Genomic DNA, 19,702 nt, shown 5'->3' with positions numbered 1-19,702 from the left:
AAGTCTTTAATTGAGCTTCCATAGCGCAGGTGTGGTGGCTGGCTCCCAGCCCTGAAGTGAAGTGTGGGGCTGCAAGCAGGTATATGTTTTTCCGTTGTAAGCGACGACATCACCTGTTTTGTACGCAACGCCTGTTCCCCAGCTAGACCCTTCCGAAGTAGGCGTAGCGGTAGGTAAAGGAGTTTGTGTAGGTGCAACGGTTGCAGTTGGCGTTGGCGCTAAAGTAGGCGTAGGTGCAACGGTTGCGGTAGGCGTTGGTGCTACCGTAGGTGTTAAAGTTGGGGCCACAGTTGCAGTTGGTGTCGCTGTTCCGCATACGCTGATGAATTTCCAGACCCCATCAGTTCCGCTAAGATCAGGACGATCCCCTTGCGTCCACCATTTGGCTTCATAGACTGAGCCATTGTAGGAGACACGCTGTCCGCCAGTGTATACGGTTGTTGCACCCCAGGTCGCTGCAGAACATTGTCCCGGTGTAGGCGTTGGGGTTGGCGTCACGGTTGCAGTTGGCGTTGGTGTTGCAGTTGGAGTTGCAGTAGGTGTAGCGGTTGCAGTTGGTGTTGGTGATGTGGATGGTGTCGGTGTCGGCTGCACCACTCCGCCACCAAGATCGGCGTTTAGTTTATTGGTTAGTGTTTTGTTCCGGTCACCACTTGTTTCCCAGAACATAGCACCTGCAAGACCCTTGGACTTCAGGTAGCTGATCTTGTGGCCAAAGGATTCTACGTCGTCATAGCTGATAAAGGTTTGATTTGTTGGATTATAGAGATAAGGCACTTTGGATGTATCATTCCAATAGCGGATATAACCGTTTTTGTTGATATAATTGGCTTCGAGATCATAGAAATCATAGCTGCCTTTTTCCCATGTACCCGTTGGTGAGATGCCAGCGGACACCTGATATTGGCCGTTTCCTGAAGCAGGAGCTCCGCCCCAACCACGACCGTAAAAAGCCATGCCAAGTACAAGCTTGTTCGCAGGTACACCATTCGCAAGATAGGAGGTTACCGCTTTATCGATGTTAAAATTGTGCGGTTCGGTTAAGCCCGAAGCGGAAGCTGCGGGATCATAGTACAACGGAGCATTGTGTCCGGTGGTGGTGTTCCAGCTCCCATTAAAGTCATAGGTCATAATATTGATCCAGTCGACAACGGAAGCAATGCCGGCCAGATTATTATTGTTGATATACGTTGGGCCTGCCCCGGAAGCAATGGTCAGCAGATAGGTTTTTCCATCCGCCGCGCCGGCTGTATTCAGCTTTTCGCGAACTTTTTGCAGCAGCAGTACATAGTTTTCTTTATCTTCAGAACGGTAGCTATTGCCTGCGAGTCCACCACTTACTGGATATTCCCAGTCGAGATCCACGCCGTCCATCTTGTATTTTCGAATAAAATCAACCGCGGAATTGGCAAAAACCTCACGGGTCGCAGCTGTCGCAGCTACATCCGAGAAACGGTTCGACCAGGTCCAGCCCCCAACGGAGATTAGGGTCTTCAGGTTCGGGTTCTTTTCCTTAAGCTTCCATAGCTGCTTCAGGTTACCTTTGATGGGATCATCCCATTTGTCATCCCCGAAGCTTTTTCCAGTGTCAATCCAAGGGTCACCAAGAACAATCGTACCGTTCGGAACGCTGATGGCTTGGCCTTGCTCATTCTGGCAAGACCAGGTCACCGGATTAGGTCCGGTGGGGTCGGGATTGCCATGGATGCCATTCCAACAAATATCCGCAAAAGCGTAGTTAATGACATTCATTTTGGTAGGATCGATATCAGTTACATTGTAAGCACGCCCGTAAGCGGCCCATGAAGCGTAATAACCAACCAGTTTGTAATCCTGTGCGGCGTTGGCTGTTTTGGGACTGCCGCCCAGGGTGGAAAAGAGTGTCAGAACAAGCGCGGCGATCATCGCAATTGCAAAGGTTTTGCGTGAAGCTTTTTTCGTGAAGATCATTGAATTTCTACCTCCTAGATTCAAAGTGTAGTTCGAAATTCTTTTCGGCAAGATGTCCTGACCTTCACCTCCCGTCGGTTCTAGTGCACCATCACCCTTGGCGTTTCTATCATTCTATTGAAGATCAATTCGTAGATTCAGCAGCAAAAAAGCAGCGGTCCAAATCAAGCCTTACCCAATCAGTAAGCGCTTTCTTTTATGCTTTTTATGTGCTGCTGTTTCATGGATTTTTAAAGATGTAACATGCTGTGTATGGTTTGAATGAATAGAGGAGGATGTTTGGAAGTTGGATAATTAGGATGAATTAGATATAAATGGGTGATGGTAACTCTTATTCTCAAGCATAGCTTGCAATTGCGCTAGGGATAAAATCAGGTGATATAGGGGGAGAATTTTCTAATTTATAGTGACTCTTCAAAAAGTGAACCCTTTTGGATTTGTATACTCGCCTTTTATCAAGAAACTCATGAAGAAACACATAACCACCGATGTAATGAATATAAATCATATACATGCCTGAAATATTTTTTTATGGAACTATGCAACGCATCGATGTTTCTTTTCGTTATAGTAGTATCATACGGAAGGTGGTGGGCTCACCGATGGTTGTGTGGGTGTTTTGGCTGATCGCAGCCGGTGTCCTGTTTGTTGTTGAGATGATGACGCTTACTTTTTATTTATTGTGGCTTAGTATTGGTGCTTTGGCCGCAGGTTTGGTGTCGCTGATTGTTCCCGAAGCCATTTTGTTTCAGGTGGTCCTTGGATCACTGGTCGCACTTGGTCTGACTATATTCTCGAAACCACTGGTTTCTAGATTTCGCCATTCACGTGGGTTCAAGGATACAGGTACAGAAATCATCGGTAGGCAAGGAGTAGTTGTTGAGCCGATAGAGCAGGGACGTTACGGGCAAGTGAAGGTAGGCGGAGATACGTGGAGCGCGAGCTCTGATCAGAATCTGGGCAAGGATGAGGTTGTAAGAGTAGTGAAAAGAGGCACGACGATTATCGAAGTAGAACGATGGGGGGAAATGAACTAATGCAATGGGCAATTATCGCAATTATTATTGTAGTGGTCGTAGTTTTTGTGGCATTAACAGTCAAAATCGTACCACAGCAACGGGTAGGCGTAGTGGAAAGGCTCGGTAAATTTAATCGTCTGCTGACACCGGGGTTGAACATTCTGATTCCTGTAATTGATCAGGTGCGCACGTACCATGATTTACGGATTCAACAAGCGAATGTACCTCCGCAAACGGTAATTACAAAGGATAACGTGCAGGTGCAGATTGATACGATTATTTTCTACCAGGTGGTTGGACCAGAGGAAGCTACTTATGGTATTTCTGATTATGTGTATGGGGTAAGAAACATTTCGACGGCAACAATGCGGCAAATCATCGGTAAGCTGGAATTGGATGAGACCTTGTCTGGACGGGAAAAGATTTCGACGGATATCCGTCTTGCTCTCGATGAAGCTACTGAGAAGTGGGGCGTGCGGATCGAGCGTGTGGAAGTTATCGATATCAAACCGCCGTTGGATATTCAGGAAGCGATGGATAAGCAGATGAAAGCAGAGCGGAGCAAACGTGCCATTGTTTTGGAGGCGGAAGCTGCCAAGCAGGATATGATCCTACGCGCTGAAGGGGATAAACAGAGCAAGATTCTAAAAGCAGAAGGCGATAAAGAAGCGCGTATCCGTCAAGCAGAGGGTTCACGCCAGGCGCAGGAGCTGGAAGCACACGGTGAGGCTAAAGCGATTCAAGCCGTGGCAGAAGCAGAAAAATCACGCATTGAGCTGATTCGTTCGGCAGGTCTGGATGAGCATGTTCTGGCTTATCGTTCCTTCGAGGCTCTGGCTGAGATTGCCAAAGGTCCTGCTAATAAAGTGTTCTTGCCAACTAGCGCTGTTGAAACACTGGGAAGTCTTGGAGCGATTGCGGAAGTCTTCAAAGCGAGCAAGGACAGTAAATAGATTTTACAATTCGAGCTTATTCCGTTAAAGTAAAAAGCAAAAACAACCTTATGCATATGAAGCTATTGTTGTTCATGCTAACTTTGAAGGAGAGAAGCTACTGTGACGCAAAAAGAAATTTCACCGCTAGTTGAACTGCTTGGATTACAGCCTCACGTTGAGGGTGGTTGGTACAAAAGACTTTGGAATTCGGAATTTGAAATTTCGCAGGAAGTGTTAGGCGATAGCTATTCTGGATCACGTCATTCGGCATCTTCAATTTATTTTTTACTTCACGAAGGCGAACAATCTGATTGGCATACTGTATTGTCCGATGAAGTTTGGTTGTGGCATTCCGGTAGTCCAATCGTGCTAAGTCTCGGAGGTAATGGAGATAAGCCTGAGGATGTGCAGGAAGTTATTCTGGGTCTCGATATTGCTGCAGGCCAGCAGCCACAAGTGGTTGTTCCAGCGGGAGTATGGCAGGCCGCGCGCTCGTTAGGCAAAGAACCGACGCTGGTATCCTGTATTGTTTCTCCTGAATTCCATTTTGATGATTTCAAACTAATTGAGAAATAAAGAAGAGCGGGGGCGCTTACGCCTCCGTTTTTTTATAAGGATTTGGGGAATGATGAAGCCATCTGCTATACTTTTTATGGTAGCGTTTGCTTCTTAAGTGGATAAATAGGTTAAGTATGTTTAACGAAATAACAATAAGCTTGGAGGGTTAAGCGATGAGTGAATTGAATGCACCGTTCTCGGGTGGTCCTACTTTAAATGACGGGGTGACCATGCCGTGGCTGGGTCTTGGCGTGTATAAGACTAAAGATGGCGAAGAGGTTATTCATGCGGTCAAAACCGCAGTGGAATTAGGATATCGCAGTATTGATACGGCAGCCGGATACAATAACGAAGAAGGCGTAGGACAAGCTATTCGTGATTGTGGAGTGGCCCGGGATGAGTTGTTTATTACAACTAAAGTACGGAATCCTGATCAAGGTTATGAATCTACGCTAAAAGCGTTCGAGGATAGCCGGCGCAAGCTGGGTCTGGACTATCTAGATCTGTATCTCATACACTGGCCGGTGGCAGGGAAATATCGTGAGACATGGAAGGCCTTAATTCATCTGCAAAAAGAAGGCCTCATCAAATCTATCGGCGTGAGCAATTTTCAGGTTCATCATCTGAAAGATATCATCGAGGATACCGGAGTGGTGCCCGTGGTGAATCAGGTGGAATTCCATCCGCTGTTGACTCAGCGCGAGCTGCTGAAATATGCCAATGAACAGGGCATTCAGCTTGAAGCATGGAGTCCATTAATGCAGGGGAATCTTGATCTACCACTCTTAAACGAGTTGGCTGAGAAGTATGGCAAGACCCCTGCTCAAATTGTACTTCGCTGGGATTTGCAGCAAGGTGTCATTACGATTCCTAAATCCGTACATGCGGATCGAATCAAGGAGAATGCGGGATTCTTTGACTTTACGCTTAGTGATGAGGATGTCAAAGCTATCGAGGGCTTGAACAAAGACCATCGATTTGGCCCGGACCCGGACAACTTTAACTTTTAAAGATCGTTCAGATAAGATCGTAGAGTAATCCTTGCAAATACAAGCCAAACAGCAAGCCACCGGATACGGGGACTTGCTGTTTGGCTTGTCGATTACCTCAGTTATCTACGTGTTTATTGGATGGAGACGTTATATTTACGCAGCCAGAGATCCACTTGGGCGAGGTAAGCAAACAGCTGAGGACCGGACATGAGCTGGCCGAACCAAGGCAGATTGGTTGAGGATTCCGGGGAAGCGGCGATCTCACGGATTTTGGCAGCATCAATTAGCAGAAGTAGGGGTGAAGTGGAGTCATCCAGAATGTTTAATACCTGAGTTCGTACCGCATTTAAATAGGCAGGATTATGAGTTTTGGGGTAAGGGCTTTTTTTGCGGTAGAGCACATCGTCTGGAAGAATGCCTTCAAGAGATTTACGTAAAATCCCTTTTTCACGGCCCCCCAGATTCTTGATTTCCCACGGAATATTAAATACATATTGAACGAGTCGGTGATCACAATATGGAACACGTACCTCTAGCCCTGCGCCCATGCTCATTCGGTCTTTACGGTCTAGCAGAGTAGGCATGAAGCGGGTGATATTCAGATAGGACATGACGCGCATTTGTGCTTGTTTTCCCGTCTCTCCATCCAACTTCGGAACTTCAGCCACCGCATCGCTATATCTGTCACCCAAATATTCCAGTGGACGGATCCACTCGTTAATTTCTGGGGAAAGTAGACTTGCACGCATTTTCGGAGCAACTGACCAAGGAAAAGTGCCTGAGGAGAGCATTTCCTCACGGTGGAACCAAGGGTATCCGCCAAAAATCTCATCCGCAGCTTCACCGGAAATAGCTACTGTCGCGTTCTTTTTAATCTCCCGGCAAAATAAGTACAAAGAAGAGTCTACATCGGTCATCCCTGGTAAATCCCTAGTGTACAAAGCATTATCCAGCGCTTCTACAAGCTCTGGGGTATCGAACGAGATGTAGTGGTGGTTTGTATTCAATTCATCGACCATTCGTTTAATCCACGGCCCATCTGCTCCCGGCTGGAAAGTATGACTTTTGAAATGTTTGTCGTTATCTACATAGTCTACGGAATAAGTATCCACTTGTCCCTGACCATTCCGGTTGTAGTAATCCACTGCAAGTGCCGTCAGCGCACTGGAATCCAGCCCTCCCGACAAAAGAGAGCAAACAGGGACGTCTGAGACCAGTTGGCGTTCGAGTGTATCTTGGAGCAGTTCACGCACCTTAGCGGCTGTCTCTGCTTCATTGTCAGTATGCTTTGCGCTCTCCAGCTTCCAATAGGCATAACTGCGCAGACCTTCACGGCTATAGATCATAGCATGACCTGGACGAAGCTCTTGCATATCCTTATAAACACCATGACCCGGTGTACGCGCTGGACCGATGATGAAGATTTCTGCGAGACCTTCAGGACCCACGATTGGTTGTACCTTGGGATGCTGCAGCAACGCCTTAGGCTCTGAGCCAAAAACTAGGACATCATCAACCTTGCTGTAGAACAGGGGTTTCACACCTAAACGGTCACGTGCAAAAAAGACTTGGTCCCGCAGACCGTCCCATACTGCAAAAGCAAAGATTCCATTGAGCTTCTCTGCGCAATCCGGCCCCCATTCGATATAGGAATGCAGCAGCACTTCTGTATCGCACTGGGTGCGGAATTGATGCCCTCGCTGCTTAAGTTCCTGTTTGAGTTCGAGGGCGTTATATAATTCGCCGTTGTAAACAATCGCGTATACCTGTTCCTCATGGCGGGTGATCATGGGCTGGGCACCGTTCTCCGGATCGATAACGCTAAGTCTGCGGTGACCGAAAGCACAGGGGCCTGAGATCCAGGTTCCGGCTGCATCGGGGCCGCGGTTTGCTAAAGTTTCAGTCATTTTGACCAGCAGCTGCGAGTGCTGAGTGAGATCTCCGCGCCACTGGATAAATCCGGTTATTCCGCACATGATGGTTCATCCTCTCTTTTGTGCGATTGTTGTCCTTACTTTTTTGCCAAGTAATACAGATATATGCCGAAGGAAGGCATAAAATGTATGTCCTTATCCGAACACTAGGGGAGAGGGGAATTTGCCAGGAGGGAAGGATGACAGGTGTATTATATTAAAGACGCCAAAATTCGCAGAATGATGGAGTACGATGGTGCGCCTTGTGCAGAAGTGGGTGTTTTGCCGGGTGCTGTTAGTGATCCTGCGCTTTTGGTGTATATCGTTGAGGATCGGCGTGAAGAAGGATATGAGATTGTCCGTATTCTGACTAATGATGCTGATACCTCCACCGATTGGTTTGATAACAATATGCATGACGCTTTTCAATATGTGACCTCAAGTGCATTTACAGGCAGTAACTTCATGTCGCCAGAAGATGAGCATTCCAAGTTTCAACGAGAATTACTCACTTTTGGGGATTTAAAAAAGCAGCTGGAGAAGCGTTTTCGAAAGCTGGAGTAAATATCGAAGGTTTGTAAAATGCACACTGGAATGGATGAAAAGGACGGCAGAAATGCCGTTTTTTTCATTTCCTGTGGTAACGCTGACGTGTGAAAAAGCTGCACCGGAAACACTTTTATTATTTTTCTAAGTTGTTTTGACTTGAAAAATCCGCTGAATAAGGTATAATAAATATCGTTGCGTCAATACATAGTATTTATTTCTTATATGTCCCGGTAGCTCAGCTGGATAGAGCATGCGCCTTCTAAGCGCACGGTCAGGGGTTCGAATCCCTTCCGGGACGTCAATTAACAGCCATCCTTCGGGAAGGCTGTTTTTGCGTGCGCGAGTTTTAGTTCGAGGTCACACACGGGGTGCTTTGTCTTCCTTCTTGATCTAAACGTCGAAATTCGAGTCATCGTTGAACATTAAACTTCCAGCATCTAGCCCGCATTTGTACATACGCAGCAACTATCGGACCCAGATGACCTTAAATGCTGAAAAGTGCCACATTTGCGATGTCATCGGACTCCATCGTCGCAATTGGTGCCAAACGTGCCCCAAAAGAGCCGCTTTCTCAAGAATAGCTGCTGTGGAGTCCGAAACGTTGCTCAAAAGGCGATAAAAGAGTAAATAACATCATCTGAGTCCGCAAGCATCCTGGGTCTGAGTAATGCTGGTTACTTGGTGTGTTGAGCTGCTAACCATCATTGAACATCAAACTTCGAGCGACTAGATCACATTTGCACATATGCAGCAGCTATCGGACCCAGAGGACCTTAAATGCTGAAAAGTGCCACATTTGCGATGTCATCGGACTCCATCGTCGCTATTGATGCCAAACGTGCCCCAAAAGAGCTACTTTCTCAGCAATAGCTGCACTGGAGTCCGAAACGTTGTTCAAAAGGCGATAAATGAGTAAATAACGTCATCTGAGTCCGCGAGCTTCCTCAGTCTCAGGAAATACTGGTTACTTGGTGTGATGAGTTACTTATTTTGCACATACGCAGCAGCTATCGGACCCAGAGGACCTTAAATGCTGAAAAGTGCGGGATTTTCGATGTCATCGGACTCCATCGTCACAATTGATGCCAAACGTGCCCCAAATGAGCTACTTTTTCAGCAATAGCTGCACTGGAGTCCGAAACGTTGCTCAAAAGGTGATAAATGAGTAAATAACATCATCTGAGTCCGCAAGCTTCCTCAGTCTCAGGAAATGCTGGTTACTTGGTGTGATGAGTTACTTATTTTGTACATACGCAGCAGCTATCGGACCCAGATGACCTTAAATGCTGAAAAGTGCCACATTTGCGATGTCATCGGACTCCATCGTCACTATTGATGCCAAACGTGCCCCAAATGAGCTACTTTTTCAGCAATAGCTGCACTGGAGTCCGAAACGTTGTTCAAAAGGCGATAAAAGAGTAAATAACGTCATCTGAGTCCGCGAGCTTCCTCAGTCTCAGGAAATACTGGTTACTTGGTGTGATGAGTTACTTATTTTGTACATACGCAGCAGCTATCGGACCCAGATGACCTTAAATGCTGAAAAGTGCCACATTTGCGATGTTATCGGACTCCATCGTCACTATTGATGCCAAACCTGCCCCAAATGAGCTACTTTCTCAGGAATAGCTGCACTGGAGTCCGAAACGTTGCTCAAAAGGCGATAAAAGAGTAAATAACGTCATCTGAGTCCGCAAGCCTCCTCAGTCTAAGTATTGCTGGTTACTTGGTGGGTTGAGCTATTTGTAGGCGGTGGGGACTTACGGTTTGAGCATTTATTGGTGTGAACGCTTGGGCGTGTTTAGTTACTTATCATCGTTGAACATCAAACTTCCATCATCTAGCCCACATTTGCACATACGCAGCAGCTATCGGACCCAGATGACCTTAAATGCTGAAAAGCGCCACATTTGCGATGTCATCGGACTCCATCGGCACTATTGATGCCAAACGTACCTCAAATGAGCTACTTTTTCAGCAATAGCTGCACTGGAGTCCGAAACGTTGCTCAAAAGGTGATAAATGAGTAAATAACATCATCTGAGTCCGCGTGCCTCCTCAGCCTCAGAAAGTAATGGTTACTTGGTGTGATGAGTTACTTATTTTGTACATACGCAGCAGCTATCGGACCCAGATGACCTTAAATGCTGAAAAGCGCCACATTTGCGATGTCATCGGACTCCATCGTCGCTATTGATGCCAAACGTGCCCCAAAAGAGCTACTTTCTCAGGAATAGCTGCACTGGAGTCCGAAACGTTGCTCGTAAGGCGATAAAAGAGTAAATAACGTCATCTGAGTCCGCAAGCCTCCTCAGTCTAAGTAATGCTGGTTACTTGGTGTTGTGCATCTATTGGTGTTGACTGCATGGCGTGTTTGGCGTTGGGGACATACGGTTTGAGCATTTATTGGTGTGAACGCTTGGGCGTGTTTAGTTACTTATCATCTGTTGAGTTACTTATATTGTACATACGCAGCAGCTATCGGACACAGAGGACCTTAAATGCTGAAAAGTGCGGGATTTGCGATGTCATCGGACTCCATCGTCGCTATAGATGCAAATGTGCCCCAAAAGAGCTACTTTCTCAGCAATAGCTGCAGTGGAGTCCGAAACGTTGCTCAAAAGGCGATAAAAGAGTAAATAACGTCATCTGAGTCCGCAAGCCTCCTCAGCCTCAAACAGCGCTGGTTACTTGGCGGTGTTAAGTACTAATCGCGGAAGAATGTAAATTACCCATTATGCGCACGCTAACCTCAAGCCATAAAAAAAGACCGCTCCTAAAGAAGCGGCCAGATTTCCTCCCAGACGGTATCCAGGATTCCCTGCATGTTATCTTCCATGCTGTTAATTGCAATGACTGCTTGAGCGTCCGGCACCACAAGACAGAATTGTCCATGAGCGCCATCGGCACGGTAAGCGTCGTGGGAGCAGAGCCAGAATTGGCAGCCGTATCCTTCTCCCCAGTCGCCATTTCCATCATTGTCGATCTGTTTTTGTGTAACAAAATTGATCCATGCTGCGGGAATTAGTTGCTGGCCCTGCCACTTTCCTTGCTGTAAAAGCAGCTGTCCAAACCGGCTTAACTCTTCCGTGCTAATCTGAAGTCCGGCACAGCCAAGGGTTACCCCTTGAGGTGTTGTTTCCCAATCGACATTGTTTATGCCCAGAGGTGCAAACAAACGAGGTAACAGATAATCCTTTACGGTTTGCCCGACGCGGGCTTGCACCATTGCAGAGATCATAATGGTATCTCCACTGCTGTATGTAAATTTCTCGCCGGGAGCTCTGTCTAAAGTCAGAGACAAATAATGCTGCACCCAATTTTTATCCTTCAAGGCTACTCTCTCTTCAGCCCAAAATGGAGGGGAGTCGTGCCCTGTACTCATTCGCAGCAAATCGAACAAAGTTATATCTCCGGGCTGCATGGAAGGAGGTGTTTGTTTAAGAGGAGAGGCATACTCCGGAAAAACATCTCTAAGCGTTGTTTCCAGTGTCAGCTTCCCTTCATCAATGGCAAAACCTACTGCCATACAAGTAAAAGACTTGCTGACGGAATGCTGCAAGCGCCGAATATCCTCCGTGAGATCCAGTTTTCCCACAAGGTTTCCGTTTTGAAGCACACGAACATTGAAGATATTCAGGTTTCGTTCACGAGCCTTAGCTGCGAATGGAGCCATGTTCAACATAAAAAGAGTCCTTCTTTCTCTTGATATTCCTAGCTAGGATAGCGAAGCGACAAAAAGAAAAACTAGAAAAATAAGTGGAAACGTTTTCTGTTATTGCGATGAAAATCACTAAATTGATGGTATTCCATTCTTATTTTAAAGTCAATAAAGCAAGTGGAACTATTATTTGATATATAAATTACAATTATTTCTAATTCATTGACTTAGTAACTATAGACTTATTGTAATTTTAACCAAATAAAAAGTGATGAATCACAATTTTTTTTGTGTTTTTAGTTGACTTATAAAAATTACCTGTTCATAATGGACGAAGTAAGCGGAAAAAACGCGCTAAGGACTCAAAATGATGTCGTGGGAAACGTTTCCCATCATTTCATGCGTTTCCACAACCTGATTTTCATCGGGTGAAGGGGGGACTCATCATAGGAGTGGAGCAAGGTAAATATGAATATCAAAGATATTGCAAGGCTATCAGGCGTGGGTATCGCCACAGTCTCCAGAGTAATCAATAATAGCGGTGTTGTAAGCGATACAACTAGAGCTAAAGTGATGGCGGTTGTTAGAGAACATAACTATATTCCAAACGGTAATGCGAGCAACTTGAAAAAAACGCGATCTAATACCATAGCGCTAATGGTAAAAGGGATCTCAAACCCGTTTTTTGCCGACATGATCAAAGAAGTTGAACGCCAGGTGAACCTGCGGGGATGTCCGCTAATGATCCAGCATGTAGAAGATGGAGTAGACGAGATCGATATCGCTCTACAGCTTGTAAAAGAAAAAAATCTATATGGCGTAATTTTTATGGGCGGAACGTATGATCATTCCGAAGATAAATTCAAACAATTAAAAATTCCATTTGTTCTGACTACCATCACGACTACAAAAGAAGTCGATCCTGCTGTTTTTTCAAGCGTGATCATTGATGATCTTCAGGAATCTTATAAGGCTGTCAGCTATTTAATCTCATTAGGACATCGCAATATCTGTTTTTTGGCCAGATTTCCTCTGGTGCAAAATACAACAGGTAACCGGCGGCTTATGGGTTATATCAAGGCGCTTGAGGAGCATGGAATTGAGTACGACCCTTCAATGGTAGAGGACTGTGAATATAGTCCAAGCTCAGGCTTTACAGCTACCAAACGTCTGCTCAATAAGAAAAAAGATATCACTGCTGTTTTTGCTGCATCAGATACGATTGCCATTGGGGCGGCTAAGGCGTTATTGTCCTTGGGCTTATCAATTCCAAATGATGTTTCGATCATCGGATTCGACGGGATTGAAATGGCAGAATATTATCATCCATCTCTGGATACGATCAGCCAACCCGGAGTGGATATGGCGAAGGCCAGTGTTGAAATTTTGTTTGACCTGATCACAGGTGATTCGCAAAACAAACATATGGTATTCGAATCCGTACTGGTTAAGCGGGGATCTTGCAAGAAAATAAACAAATGAATAAGAACGAAAAGGAGATAACTCATGGCATTATTAACAGTTGAGACAGGCTCTCCTACCTTGAGAATGACAACGACCATCAGTATTATCTCCCCCGTCGATTCAGGCAACATGTCTGGAGGAACGCTCTACCTGCTGCATGGTGCTGGTGATAACGCCAGTACTTGGCACAGGATGACTACTATTGAGCAGTATGCAAGTCAATATGGTTGTACAGTCATAATGCCCCAAGTAAACAGGAGCTACTATACAGACATGGAGTACGGACTGGATTACTTCCACTATGTGACCCATGAGCTTCCCGAGCTTTGTGGCCGAATGATGAGGTTGGATGATAATCCGCAGAAGACGTATATCGCTGGTTTATCGATGGGCGGGTATGGCGCTCTGAAATGTGGACTTACCTATCCCGAGCGTTACAGCAAAGTGGTTTCGTTATCAGGAGTTACCGATCTCCAGAAACGATTAAACGATCCGCAAATGTCCAAGGACATGGCGAGGGAGATGGCGGGTACTTTTGGAAAACGCTTACAAATTAAGCCGGATCAGGATCTGTACGCTTTAGCCGCTAAATTGGTCGACGATAAACGTAACCTGCCTTCGATTCTGACTTGCTGTGGTTCGGAAGATCCGTTTGTGGAGATGAATCGGGAATTCGCAGCTTACCTAGAGACGACCCCTTATGAATTTCAGTATGTTGAGACCCCTGGAACTCATGAATGGCGATTCTGGGAGGAGCATCTGAAGACAACCTTTGATTTCTTGTACAACTAAAAGACATAAGCAGAGTGAGGAGATGCAAATTGAAATCCGAAGTTGCAATACCGGCTAAAAAAATGAACGACAGCAGATTCCAACTGTTCCTAAGAGAAGTCTGGAAGAACAGAATGGTCTATACTCTGGTGCTTCCTGGACTAGTGTGGCTTTTCCTATTCGCTTATCTGCCGATGGGTGGTCTATCTCTGGCTTTTAAAGATTTTAAAGCGAACTTAGGAATTTGGGGCAGCCCATGGAGCGGATTCGAGAATTTCACCTATGTGTTCCGTGACCCAGCTTTTATTGACGCCGTATGGAGAACGTTAACCATTAACATCGGTAAGCTGATTATTCAGTTCCCTTTTCCAATCATATTGGCATTGCTGCTGAATGAACTGCGCATGAATCGTTACAAAAAAGCTTTACAGACGGTGTTTACATTTCCGAACTTCCTGTCATGGATCGTAGTATCCGGGGTTGTTATCAATGTACTTTCCTATGATGGTCTGGTTAACAGCCTCATTCAAATGTTTGGCGGGACAGGCATTAACTTCCTAGGTTCTGAAAAAATGTTCGTTCCGATGTTGTATCTTACGGATATCTGGAAATCAGCAGGTTGGGGAGCCATTATCTTTATGGCCGCTATCTCTGGTATTGATACAGACCAATATGAATCCGCACAGATTGATGGTGCTACACGCTTGCAGCAAATGTTCCGCATTACTCTGCCTAACATTCTTCCGACGATTACGATTATGTTTATCCTTTCTGTCGGTGGCCTGATGTCATCTGGATTTGACCAAATCTTTAACTTGAGCAACGCTGCAACGAAAAACGTCTCGGAAGTACTAGATGTGTATATCTACCGAATCACGTTCCAGTCTTCAACAGACTTTTCATTCTCCACTGCAGTCAGTTTGTTCCGTTCACTTGTTAATATGATTCTGCTGATTCTGGCAGACAGAGCTGCCAAACTTATGGGCGGAGACGGTTTATTCCGGTAAGAAAGGAGTGCAAATGTATGAGTAAAAAAAAGCTGACAATTATGCAAGACCATAAAAAAATGACCGCTATGGATTATGTGATTTTCGTAATTCTGAGTGTAGGCGCTTTGGCCATTCTTATTCCATTCTGGAATGTCATTATGATTTCTTTTTCTACGCAAAAAGAATACGCTGATAACCCTATGATGTTATTTCCGAAGAACCCAACACTGGAATCCTATCGGGCACTCTTTGCTGATGGGCGGATCGGGACAGGGTATTGGAATACCTTTAAGATCTTAATCTTAGGACTCCCGCTTAGCTTGTTCTTGACGACAAGTATGGCTTACGGCCTTAGCCGCAATAAATTCCCGGGTAAAAAGCTGATTTTTATGCTTGTCCTGTTCACAATGATTTTTAATGGCGGGATTGTACCTTTGTACCTGGTGATGAAGGATCTGCATCTGACAGGCAACCTTTGGTCAGTTATTCTGGCTGGAAGCTTCAGTGCGTTTAACCTGATTCTGATGTCGAACTATTTTAGCAGTCTGCCTGAGTCCCTGATGGAATCTGCGCGACTTGATGGTGCTGGGGAATGGAGAATCCTATTCTCTGTAGTCCTGCCATTATCTGCTCCAATCGTAGCTACCATCACACTGTTCTACGGAGTAGCCTTCTGGAATGGATGGTATGACGCCATGATCTTCCTGCGGAAAGCGGATCAGATGCCACTGCAGAACGTGTTGCGATCTATCATTATGGAAGCCCAAGTGAATGCATCGAATGCCACAAGTGTTGACGCAGTGGGTAAACAATCATTCTCCATGGGTATGAAAATGGCGGCAGTATTCGTTACCATGGTTCCTATTATGTGTTTCTTCCCAATGCTCCAAAAGCACTTTGCCAAAGGGGTACTTACAGGGGCTATCAAGACCTAGTGGTTTATGATTTATCCATATAAAAGAGGGTCAGTCACACAATTTAAGGAGGACAAAATGAATATTTTAAAAAGAAAATCTGTAAAGTCAATCCTTGCCGGTGTTTTATGTCTTACTCCAATCATGTTGGCAGCATGCTCAAGCTCAGACAACAATGCTAATAGCGGAAATTCAGGCAATCCAACAGATGGATATAAAGATGAGTTGAAGATTTCGTTAGCCAGTACCATTAAGACAACAGAATCTGATTTTGATAACGTGTATCATAAATATTTTACGGATAAGTTCAATATTAAATGGGATTACAACTATATTGAATGGGATTCATGGGCTGAGAAGCTTCGCCTATGGATTAACTCTGGTGATCTTCCTGACGTAGCAAGCTGGAACTATGTTCACGGTGATGCGCTTAATTACATTGATCAAGGGCTGCTGTACAAGCTGCCAGATGACTGGAAAGAACGCTGGCCGAATGTGGCAGCCGCTTATAAGCTGACAGGACTTGGCGATGAATTGGAGAAAGCGGTAGGTGGCACTTATGTTCTGCCAAGACCGGTATACTTTGAGAACAAGCCGGCAGATCCGCTCATTAACCAAATCGGAGTAATTGCTCTGCGTTCTGACTGGGCTAAAGCCGTTGGTTTTGAATTGAAGGATGCCTACACTACTACAGAACTGATGGAATTTGCTAGATTGCTTAAAGAGAAAGACCCTGGCAAGGTAGGAGATAAACTCATTCCTATTTCTTATGACATCAACGATGCTTTGACTAATATTGTAATGGCTAATAGCGTGCATTCCAGAGTAGAGTCAGCATTCTATAAAGATGCAGATGGCAAATACCAATGGGGTCCAGCCAACGATGAAACGTTAGCGGCACTGAAAGAACTTCAAACTACTTATAAAGAAGGATTACTGCACCCTGAGTTTTATACTTGGAAAAATGGTGAATCTGGCCAAAAGTTCACAGTTAACGGTGTTTCCGGTATTACGAGTCTAGGTGGTTTGGCTTCTTACAGAAAAGACATGGACGTTAAAATGAAAGATAACCTAGGTGTAAATAGTGATGACCTAGTACACACAGCTATTGTACTTGGCGATGACGGTAAATATCGTAACCTCGATCAAGTTAACTTCTGGTCTGCTGTAATCTTCTCGCCAGATATTAGCAAAGAGAAATTTGAACGGATTATGGACTTCATGGAATATACAACAAGTAAAGAAGGTCAATTGACCGTTAACTTGGGCTTTGAAGGAACAGACTGGAAAAAAGGCGAAAATGGCGAATTAATCAGCCTACTCCCTGAAGGAACAACATTGGATAAGAAATATCCGAACCGTTTTGAAGGACTGTATGTCTTGGCGGATGACTTTAGTGTCGTGAACCCTGCGATCAAAAAAGAATATCGCGATCGTTCTGTAGAACTGTTCAAGGAAAAAGCTGAGCTTGCGTTAAAAGACAAAGCAACGGCTGAATATGACTGGGACTACCAGTTGTATGATTCCAAGGCTAAAAATCAGGCTTCCTTTGACTATGCTACAGAATACACTAACCTGATTTTGAAACCAGGCGATCTAGAGGCGAACTGGAAAGAATGGGTTAAGAGCAAACAATCCCTCGTTCAGCCGGTTCTAGATGAACTAAACAATCTAAAAAAATAGCTTTCGCCCTATGCATGTAGGAATGAACCTACAGGACCCGCGTGCAATTCTTGCACACGGGTTTTTCCATTCATAGGCATCGGCAGAATTGAACAATGGAGGATTTGAAATGAATGAGCAGCAACTGACTACCTTGTTGAACCAGATGACGCTTGAAGAAAAGATTGCACAATTGCAGCAGCTAGCCGCTAATTTCTATGAAGGGGCAGAGGATGGAGGACAAATCACTGGCCCTATGGCATCCATGGGAATTACGGACCACATGATCGAGAGCAGCGGCTCTGTACTTGGTCTATCAGGTGCAGCGCAAGTCATTGCGGTTCAGGAAGCCCATTTACGCAAAAATAGATTGGGCATTCCCTTGCTGATGATGGCGGATATTGTGCATGGCTTCAAGACGATTTTTCCGGTCCCGCTGGCAATTGGCTGCTCTTGGGATATGGATCGCGCAGAGCTGAGCGCCGAGATTGCGGCTAAAGAAGCGGCAGTCTCCGGTGTGCACGTTACTTATGCGCCAATGGCGGATCTTGTACGGGACCCACGTTGGGGAAGAGTAATGGAATCTACAGGAGAAGATCCATATTTGAATGGTAGGTTTGCCCGTGCGTTTGTGCGCGGATTTCAAGGAAGCGACTTGACTGGTGATGTAGATCGTCTGGCGGCTTGTATTAAGCACTTTGCTGCCTATGGTCTATCCGAAGGCGGTCGTGATTATAATACGGTGGATTTATCGGAACGGCAGCTGCGTGAATATTATCTGCCGGCCTATCGTGCAGCACTGGATGAAGGTGCAGAAATGGTCATGACTTCATTTAATACGATTGATGGGATTCCGATAAGCGGCAACGTCAAGCTGCTTCGCCAGCTGCTTCGTGAGGAATGGGGATTTGATGGCGTATTGATTTCGGATTGGGGTGCAGTGAAGGAACTGATCCCACATGGTGTCGCCGAGGATGAGGCTGAGGCAGCACTTAAAGCCATCAAAGCTGGTGTAGACATCGAGATGATGACGGCTTGTTACGTTCATCAGCTTCCGGCGCTTGTTGCAGATGGACAAGTAGATGAAAAGATTATTGATGAAGCTGTGCTTCGTATTTTGAAATTGAAGCAAAGATTGGGCTTGTTCGAGCATCCGTTCCGCGGAGCTGACGTCGAGAAAGAGCGTGAGGTAATCTTCTGTGAAGATCATCGAAATGCGGCGCGTGAGTTGGCGGCTAAATCCTGCGTACTGCTCAAGAATGATCAGGTTCTGCCGCTTGCTGCAGAGCAACGGATTGCGCTAATTGGACCGTTTGCTACTAGCGGTGATATTCTTGGACCGTGGTCGTGGTTGGGTTCAACGGAAGAGGCAAGCCGTCTTGCACCAGCACTTCAAGCTCGCGCAGGTGCGGGTAAGATTACTGTTGCAGAAGGTTCTGGAGTCGATAGCTTTACAGAGGAACAGTGGCTGGAGGCGGAAGCGGCTGCTAAGCAAGCTGATGTGATTGTACTGGCGCTTGGTGAACATTCAGAGATGAGTGGAGAAGCGGGCAGCCGTTCAGATATCCGTTTGCCGGAAGCGCAGCTTGAGCTTTTACAACGTCTGAAACAGCTGAATAAGCCTATCGTGGTGGTGTTGTTTAATGGACGTCCACTAGACTTGGCCGGTGTGTACGAGCATGCAGATGCTATTCTGGAAGCTTGGTTCCCGGGCAGTGAAGGCGGAGCGGCAATTGCCAGTCTACTTTATGGAGATGAGAATCCTTCAGGAAGATTAACGATGTCTTTCCCGGTATCCGTTGGGCAGATTCCAGTCTATTACAATCATTTCAACACTGGACGCCCACTTCATGCTCCGGGTGCCGACAAACGTTATGTCTCGCAATATCTGGACATTCCTAATGAACCGCTTTTGCCATTTGGTTTTGGACTGAGCTATACGACATTTAGCTATAGTGAACCAATTCTGTCCGGTGATATCATGACTGAAAATCAGCCTATTGAAATAAAAGTTACGGTGACCAATACTGGAGAAGTGGATGGGGAAGAGGTAGTGCAGCTGTATATCCGAGACATTTCCGGAGAGGTCGTCAGACCAATGAAGGAACTGAAGGATTTTGCCAAAATCAACCTCTCACCAGGGGAAAGTCGTGAAGTGACCTTTACACTTACCGAACAGCAGCTTCGTTACTATCATAGCGATCTAAGCTTTAGCAGCGATCCGGGACGATTTAAATTATTCGTCGGTTCGAACAGCAATGAGGTTAAAGAACGGGATTTTTGCTTAACATTAGCATAAGTAGAATATATACGGCAGTAACGCCG

14 protein-coding genes and 1 tRNA gene are annotated in these 19,702 nt (G+C 45.6%); 12 read left to right on the top strand and 3 right to left on the bottom strand.

Translation table 11 applies throughout. The features are described from left to right. Positions 1–6 precede the first annotated feature (6 nt). Positions 7–1,950 carry a glycosyl hydrolase family 18 protein gene (locus MHI25_RS25230; protein WP_340394549.1) on the bottom strand — a complete coding sequence of 648 codons (1,944 nt, stop codon included), beginning with the start codon at positions 1,948–1,950 and terminating at the stop codon, positions 7–9. Positions 1,951–2,489: 539 nt separating this feature from the next. On the opposite strand from MHI25_RS25230, the gene MHI25_RS25225 reads away from it, so the two are divergent. The 4 genes from MHI25_RS25225 (at position 2,490) to MHI25_RS25210 (ending at position 5,472) form a co-directional block, all read left to right on the top strand. Next, positions 2,490–2,987 carry an NfeD family protein gene (locus MHI25_RS25225; protein WP_254848827.1) on the top strand — a complete coding sequence of 166 codons (498 nt, stop codon included), beginning with the start codon at positions 2,490–2,492 and terminating at the stop codon, positions 2,985–2,987. After that, positions 2,987–3,922: an SPFH domain-containing protein gene (locus MHI25_RS25220; RefSeq protein ID WP_076129203.1), complete on the top strand. Its 936-nt coding sequence runs from the start codon at positions 2,987–2,989 to the stop codon at positions 3,920–3,922. Before MHI25_RS25225 ends, MHI25_RS25220 begins: the two co-directional genes overlap by 1 nt. Before the next feature lie 102 nt (positions 3,923–4,024). After that, positions 4,025–4,480, top strand: a complete 456-nt coding sequence (locus MHI25_RS25215; protein WP_036686965.1) for a cupin domain-containing protein — start codon at positions 4,025–4,027, stop codon at positions 4,478–4,480. Positions 4,481–4,635: 155 nt separating this feature from the next. After that, positions 4,636–5,472 (top strand): aldo/keto reductase, encoded by an 837-nt coding sequence (locus tag MHI25_RS25210; protein ID WP_076146344.1) that lies wholly within the window; start codon positions 4,636–4,638, stop codon positions 5,470–5,472. A gap of 113 nt (positions 5,473–5,585) precedes the next feature. On the opposite strand, the gene asnB is transcribed toward MHI25_RS25210, so the two are convergent. Continuing rightward, complete coding sequence (asnB, locus tag MHI25_RS25205) at positions 5,586–7,430, bottom strand: asparagine synthase (glutamine-hydrolyzing) (protein ID WP_340394548.1); 1,845 nt, start codon at positions 7,428–7,430, stop codon at positions 5,586–5,588. Between the two features lie 144 nt (positions 7,431–7,574). On the opposite strand from asnB, the gene MHI25_RS25200 reads away from it, so the two are divergent. Together MHI25_RS25200 and MHI25_RS25195 are read left to right on the top strand one after the other, a co-directional pair. Beyond that, on the top strand, positions 7,575–7,931 hold the full coding sequence (locus tag MHI25_RS25200) for a hypothetical protein (protein WP_340394547.1): 357 nt from the start codon (positions 7,575–7,577) through the stop codon (positions 7,929–7,931). Between the two features lie 209 nt (positions 7,932–8,140). After that, positions 8,141–8,214: transfer RNA gene (locus MHI25_RS25195), tRNA-Arg, on the top strand. Between the two features lie 2,478 nt (positions 8,215–10,692). On the opposite strand, the gene MHI25_RS25190 is transcribed toward MHI25_RS25195, so the two are convergent. Beyond that, on the bottom strand, positions 10,693–11,601 hold the full coding sequence (locus MHI25_RS25190) for a serine hydrolase (RefSeq protein WP_280753701.1): 909 nt from the start codon (positions 11,599–11,601) through the stop codon (positions 10,693–10,695). A gap of 444 nt (positions 11,602–12,045) precedes the next feature. Between MHI25_RS25190 and MHI25_RS25185 the strand changes: the two genes are divergently transcribed. The 6 genes from MHI25_RS25185 to bglX all read left to right on the top strand — a co-directional run bounded on the left by MHI25_RS25185 (position 12,046) and on the right by bglX (position 19,676). Further along, positions 12,046–13,059, top strand: a complete 1,014-nt coding sequence (locus MHI25_RS25185; RefSeq protein WP_076142395.1) for a LacI family DNA-binding transcriptional regulator — start codon at positions 12,046–12,048, stop codon at positions 13,057–13,059. Positions 13,060–13,083: 24 nt separating this feature from the next. Next, the gene (locus MHI25_RS25180) at positions 13,084–13,833 is read left to right on the top strand and encodes an alpha/beta hydrolase family protein (protein WP_076195222.1); all 750 of its coding nucleotides are present in this window, start codon (positions 13,084–13,086) and stop codon (positions 13,831–13,833) included. A 62-nt stretch (positions 13,834–13,895) separates the two neighbouring features. Next, positions 13,896–14,819 (top strand): ABC transporter permease subunit, encoded by a 924-nt coding sequence (locus MHI25_RS25175; RefSeq protein ID WP_036687012.1) that lies wholly within the window; start codon positions 13,896–13,898, stop codon positions 14,817–14,819. Positions 14,820–14,836: 17 nt separating this feature from the next. After that, on the top strand, positions 14,837–15,736 hold the full coding sequence (locus MHI25_RS25170; protein WP_036686985.1) for a carbohydrate ABC transporter permease: 900 nt from the start codon (positions 14,837–14,839) through the stop codon (positions 15,734–15,736). A gap of 57 nt (positions 15,737–15,793) precedes the next feature. Further along, positions 15,794–17,398: an extracellular solute-binding protein gene (locus MHI25_RS25165; protein ID WP_076129208.1), complete on the top strand. Its 1,605-nt coding sequence runs from the start codon at positions 15,794–15,796 to the stop codon at positions 17,396–17,398. Between the two features lie 109 nt (positions 17,399–17,507). Further along, complete coding sequence (bglX, locus tag MHI25_RS25160) at positions 17,508–19,676, top strand: beta-glucosidase BglX (protein WP_076281897.1); 2,169 nt, start codon at positions 17,508–17,510, stop codon at positions 19,674–19,676. The last annotated feature ends 26 nt before the right edge of the window (positions 19,677–19,702 follow it).

This window comes from Paenibacillus sp. FSL E2-0177 (assembly GCF_037992975.1).
Classification (GTDB): domain Bacteria; phylum Bacillota; class Bacilli; order Paenibacillales; family Paenibacillaceae; genus Paenibacillus_AQ; species Paenibacillus_AQ odorifer.
Note: the sequence above shows the minus strand (reverse complement) of the source record. Positions and strands in the feature narration are given on the sequence as shown.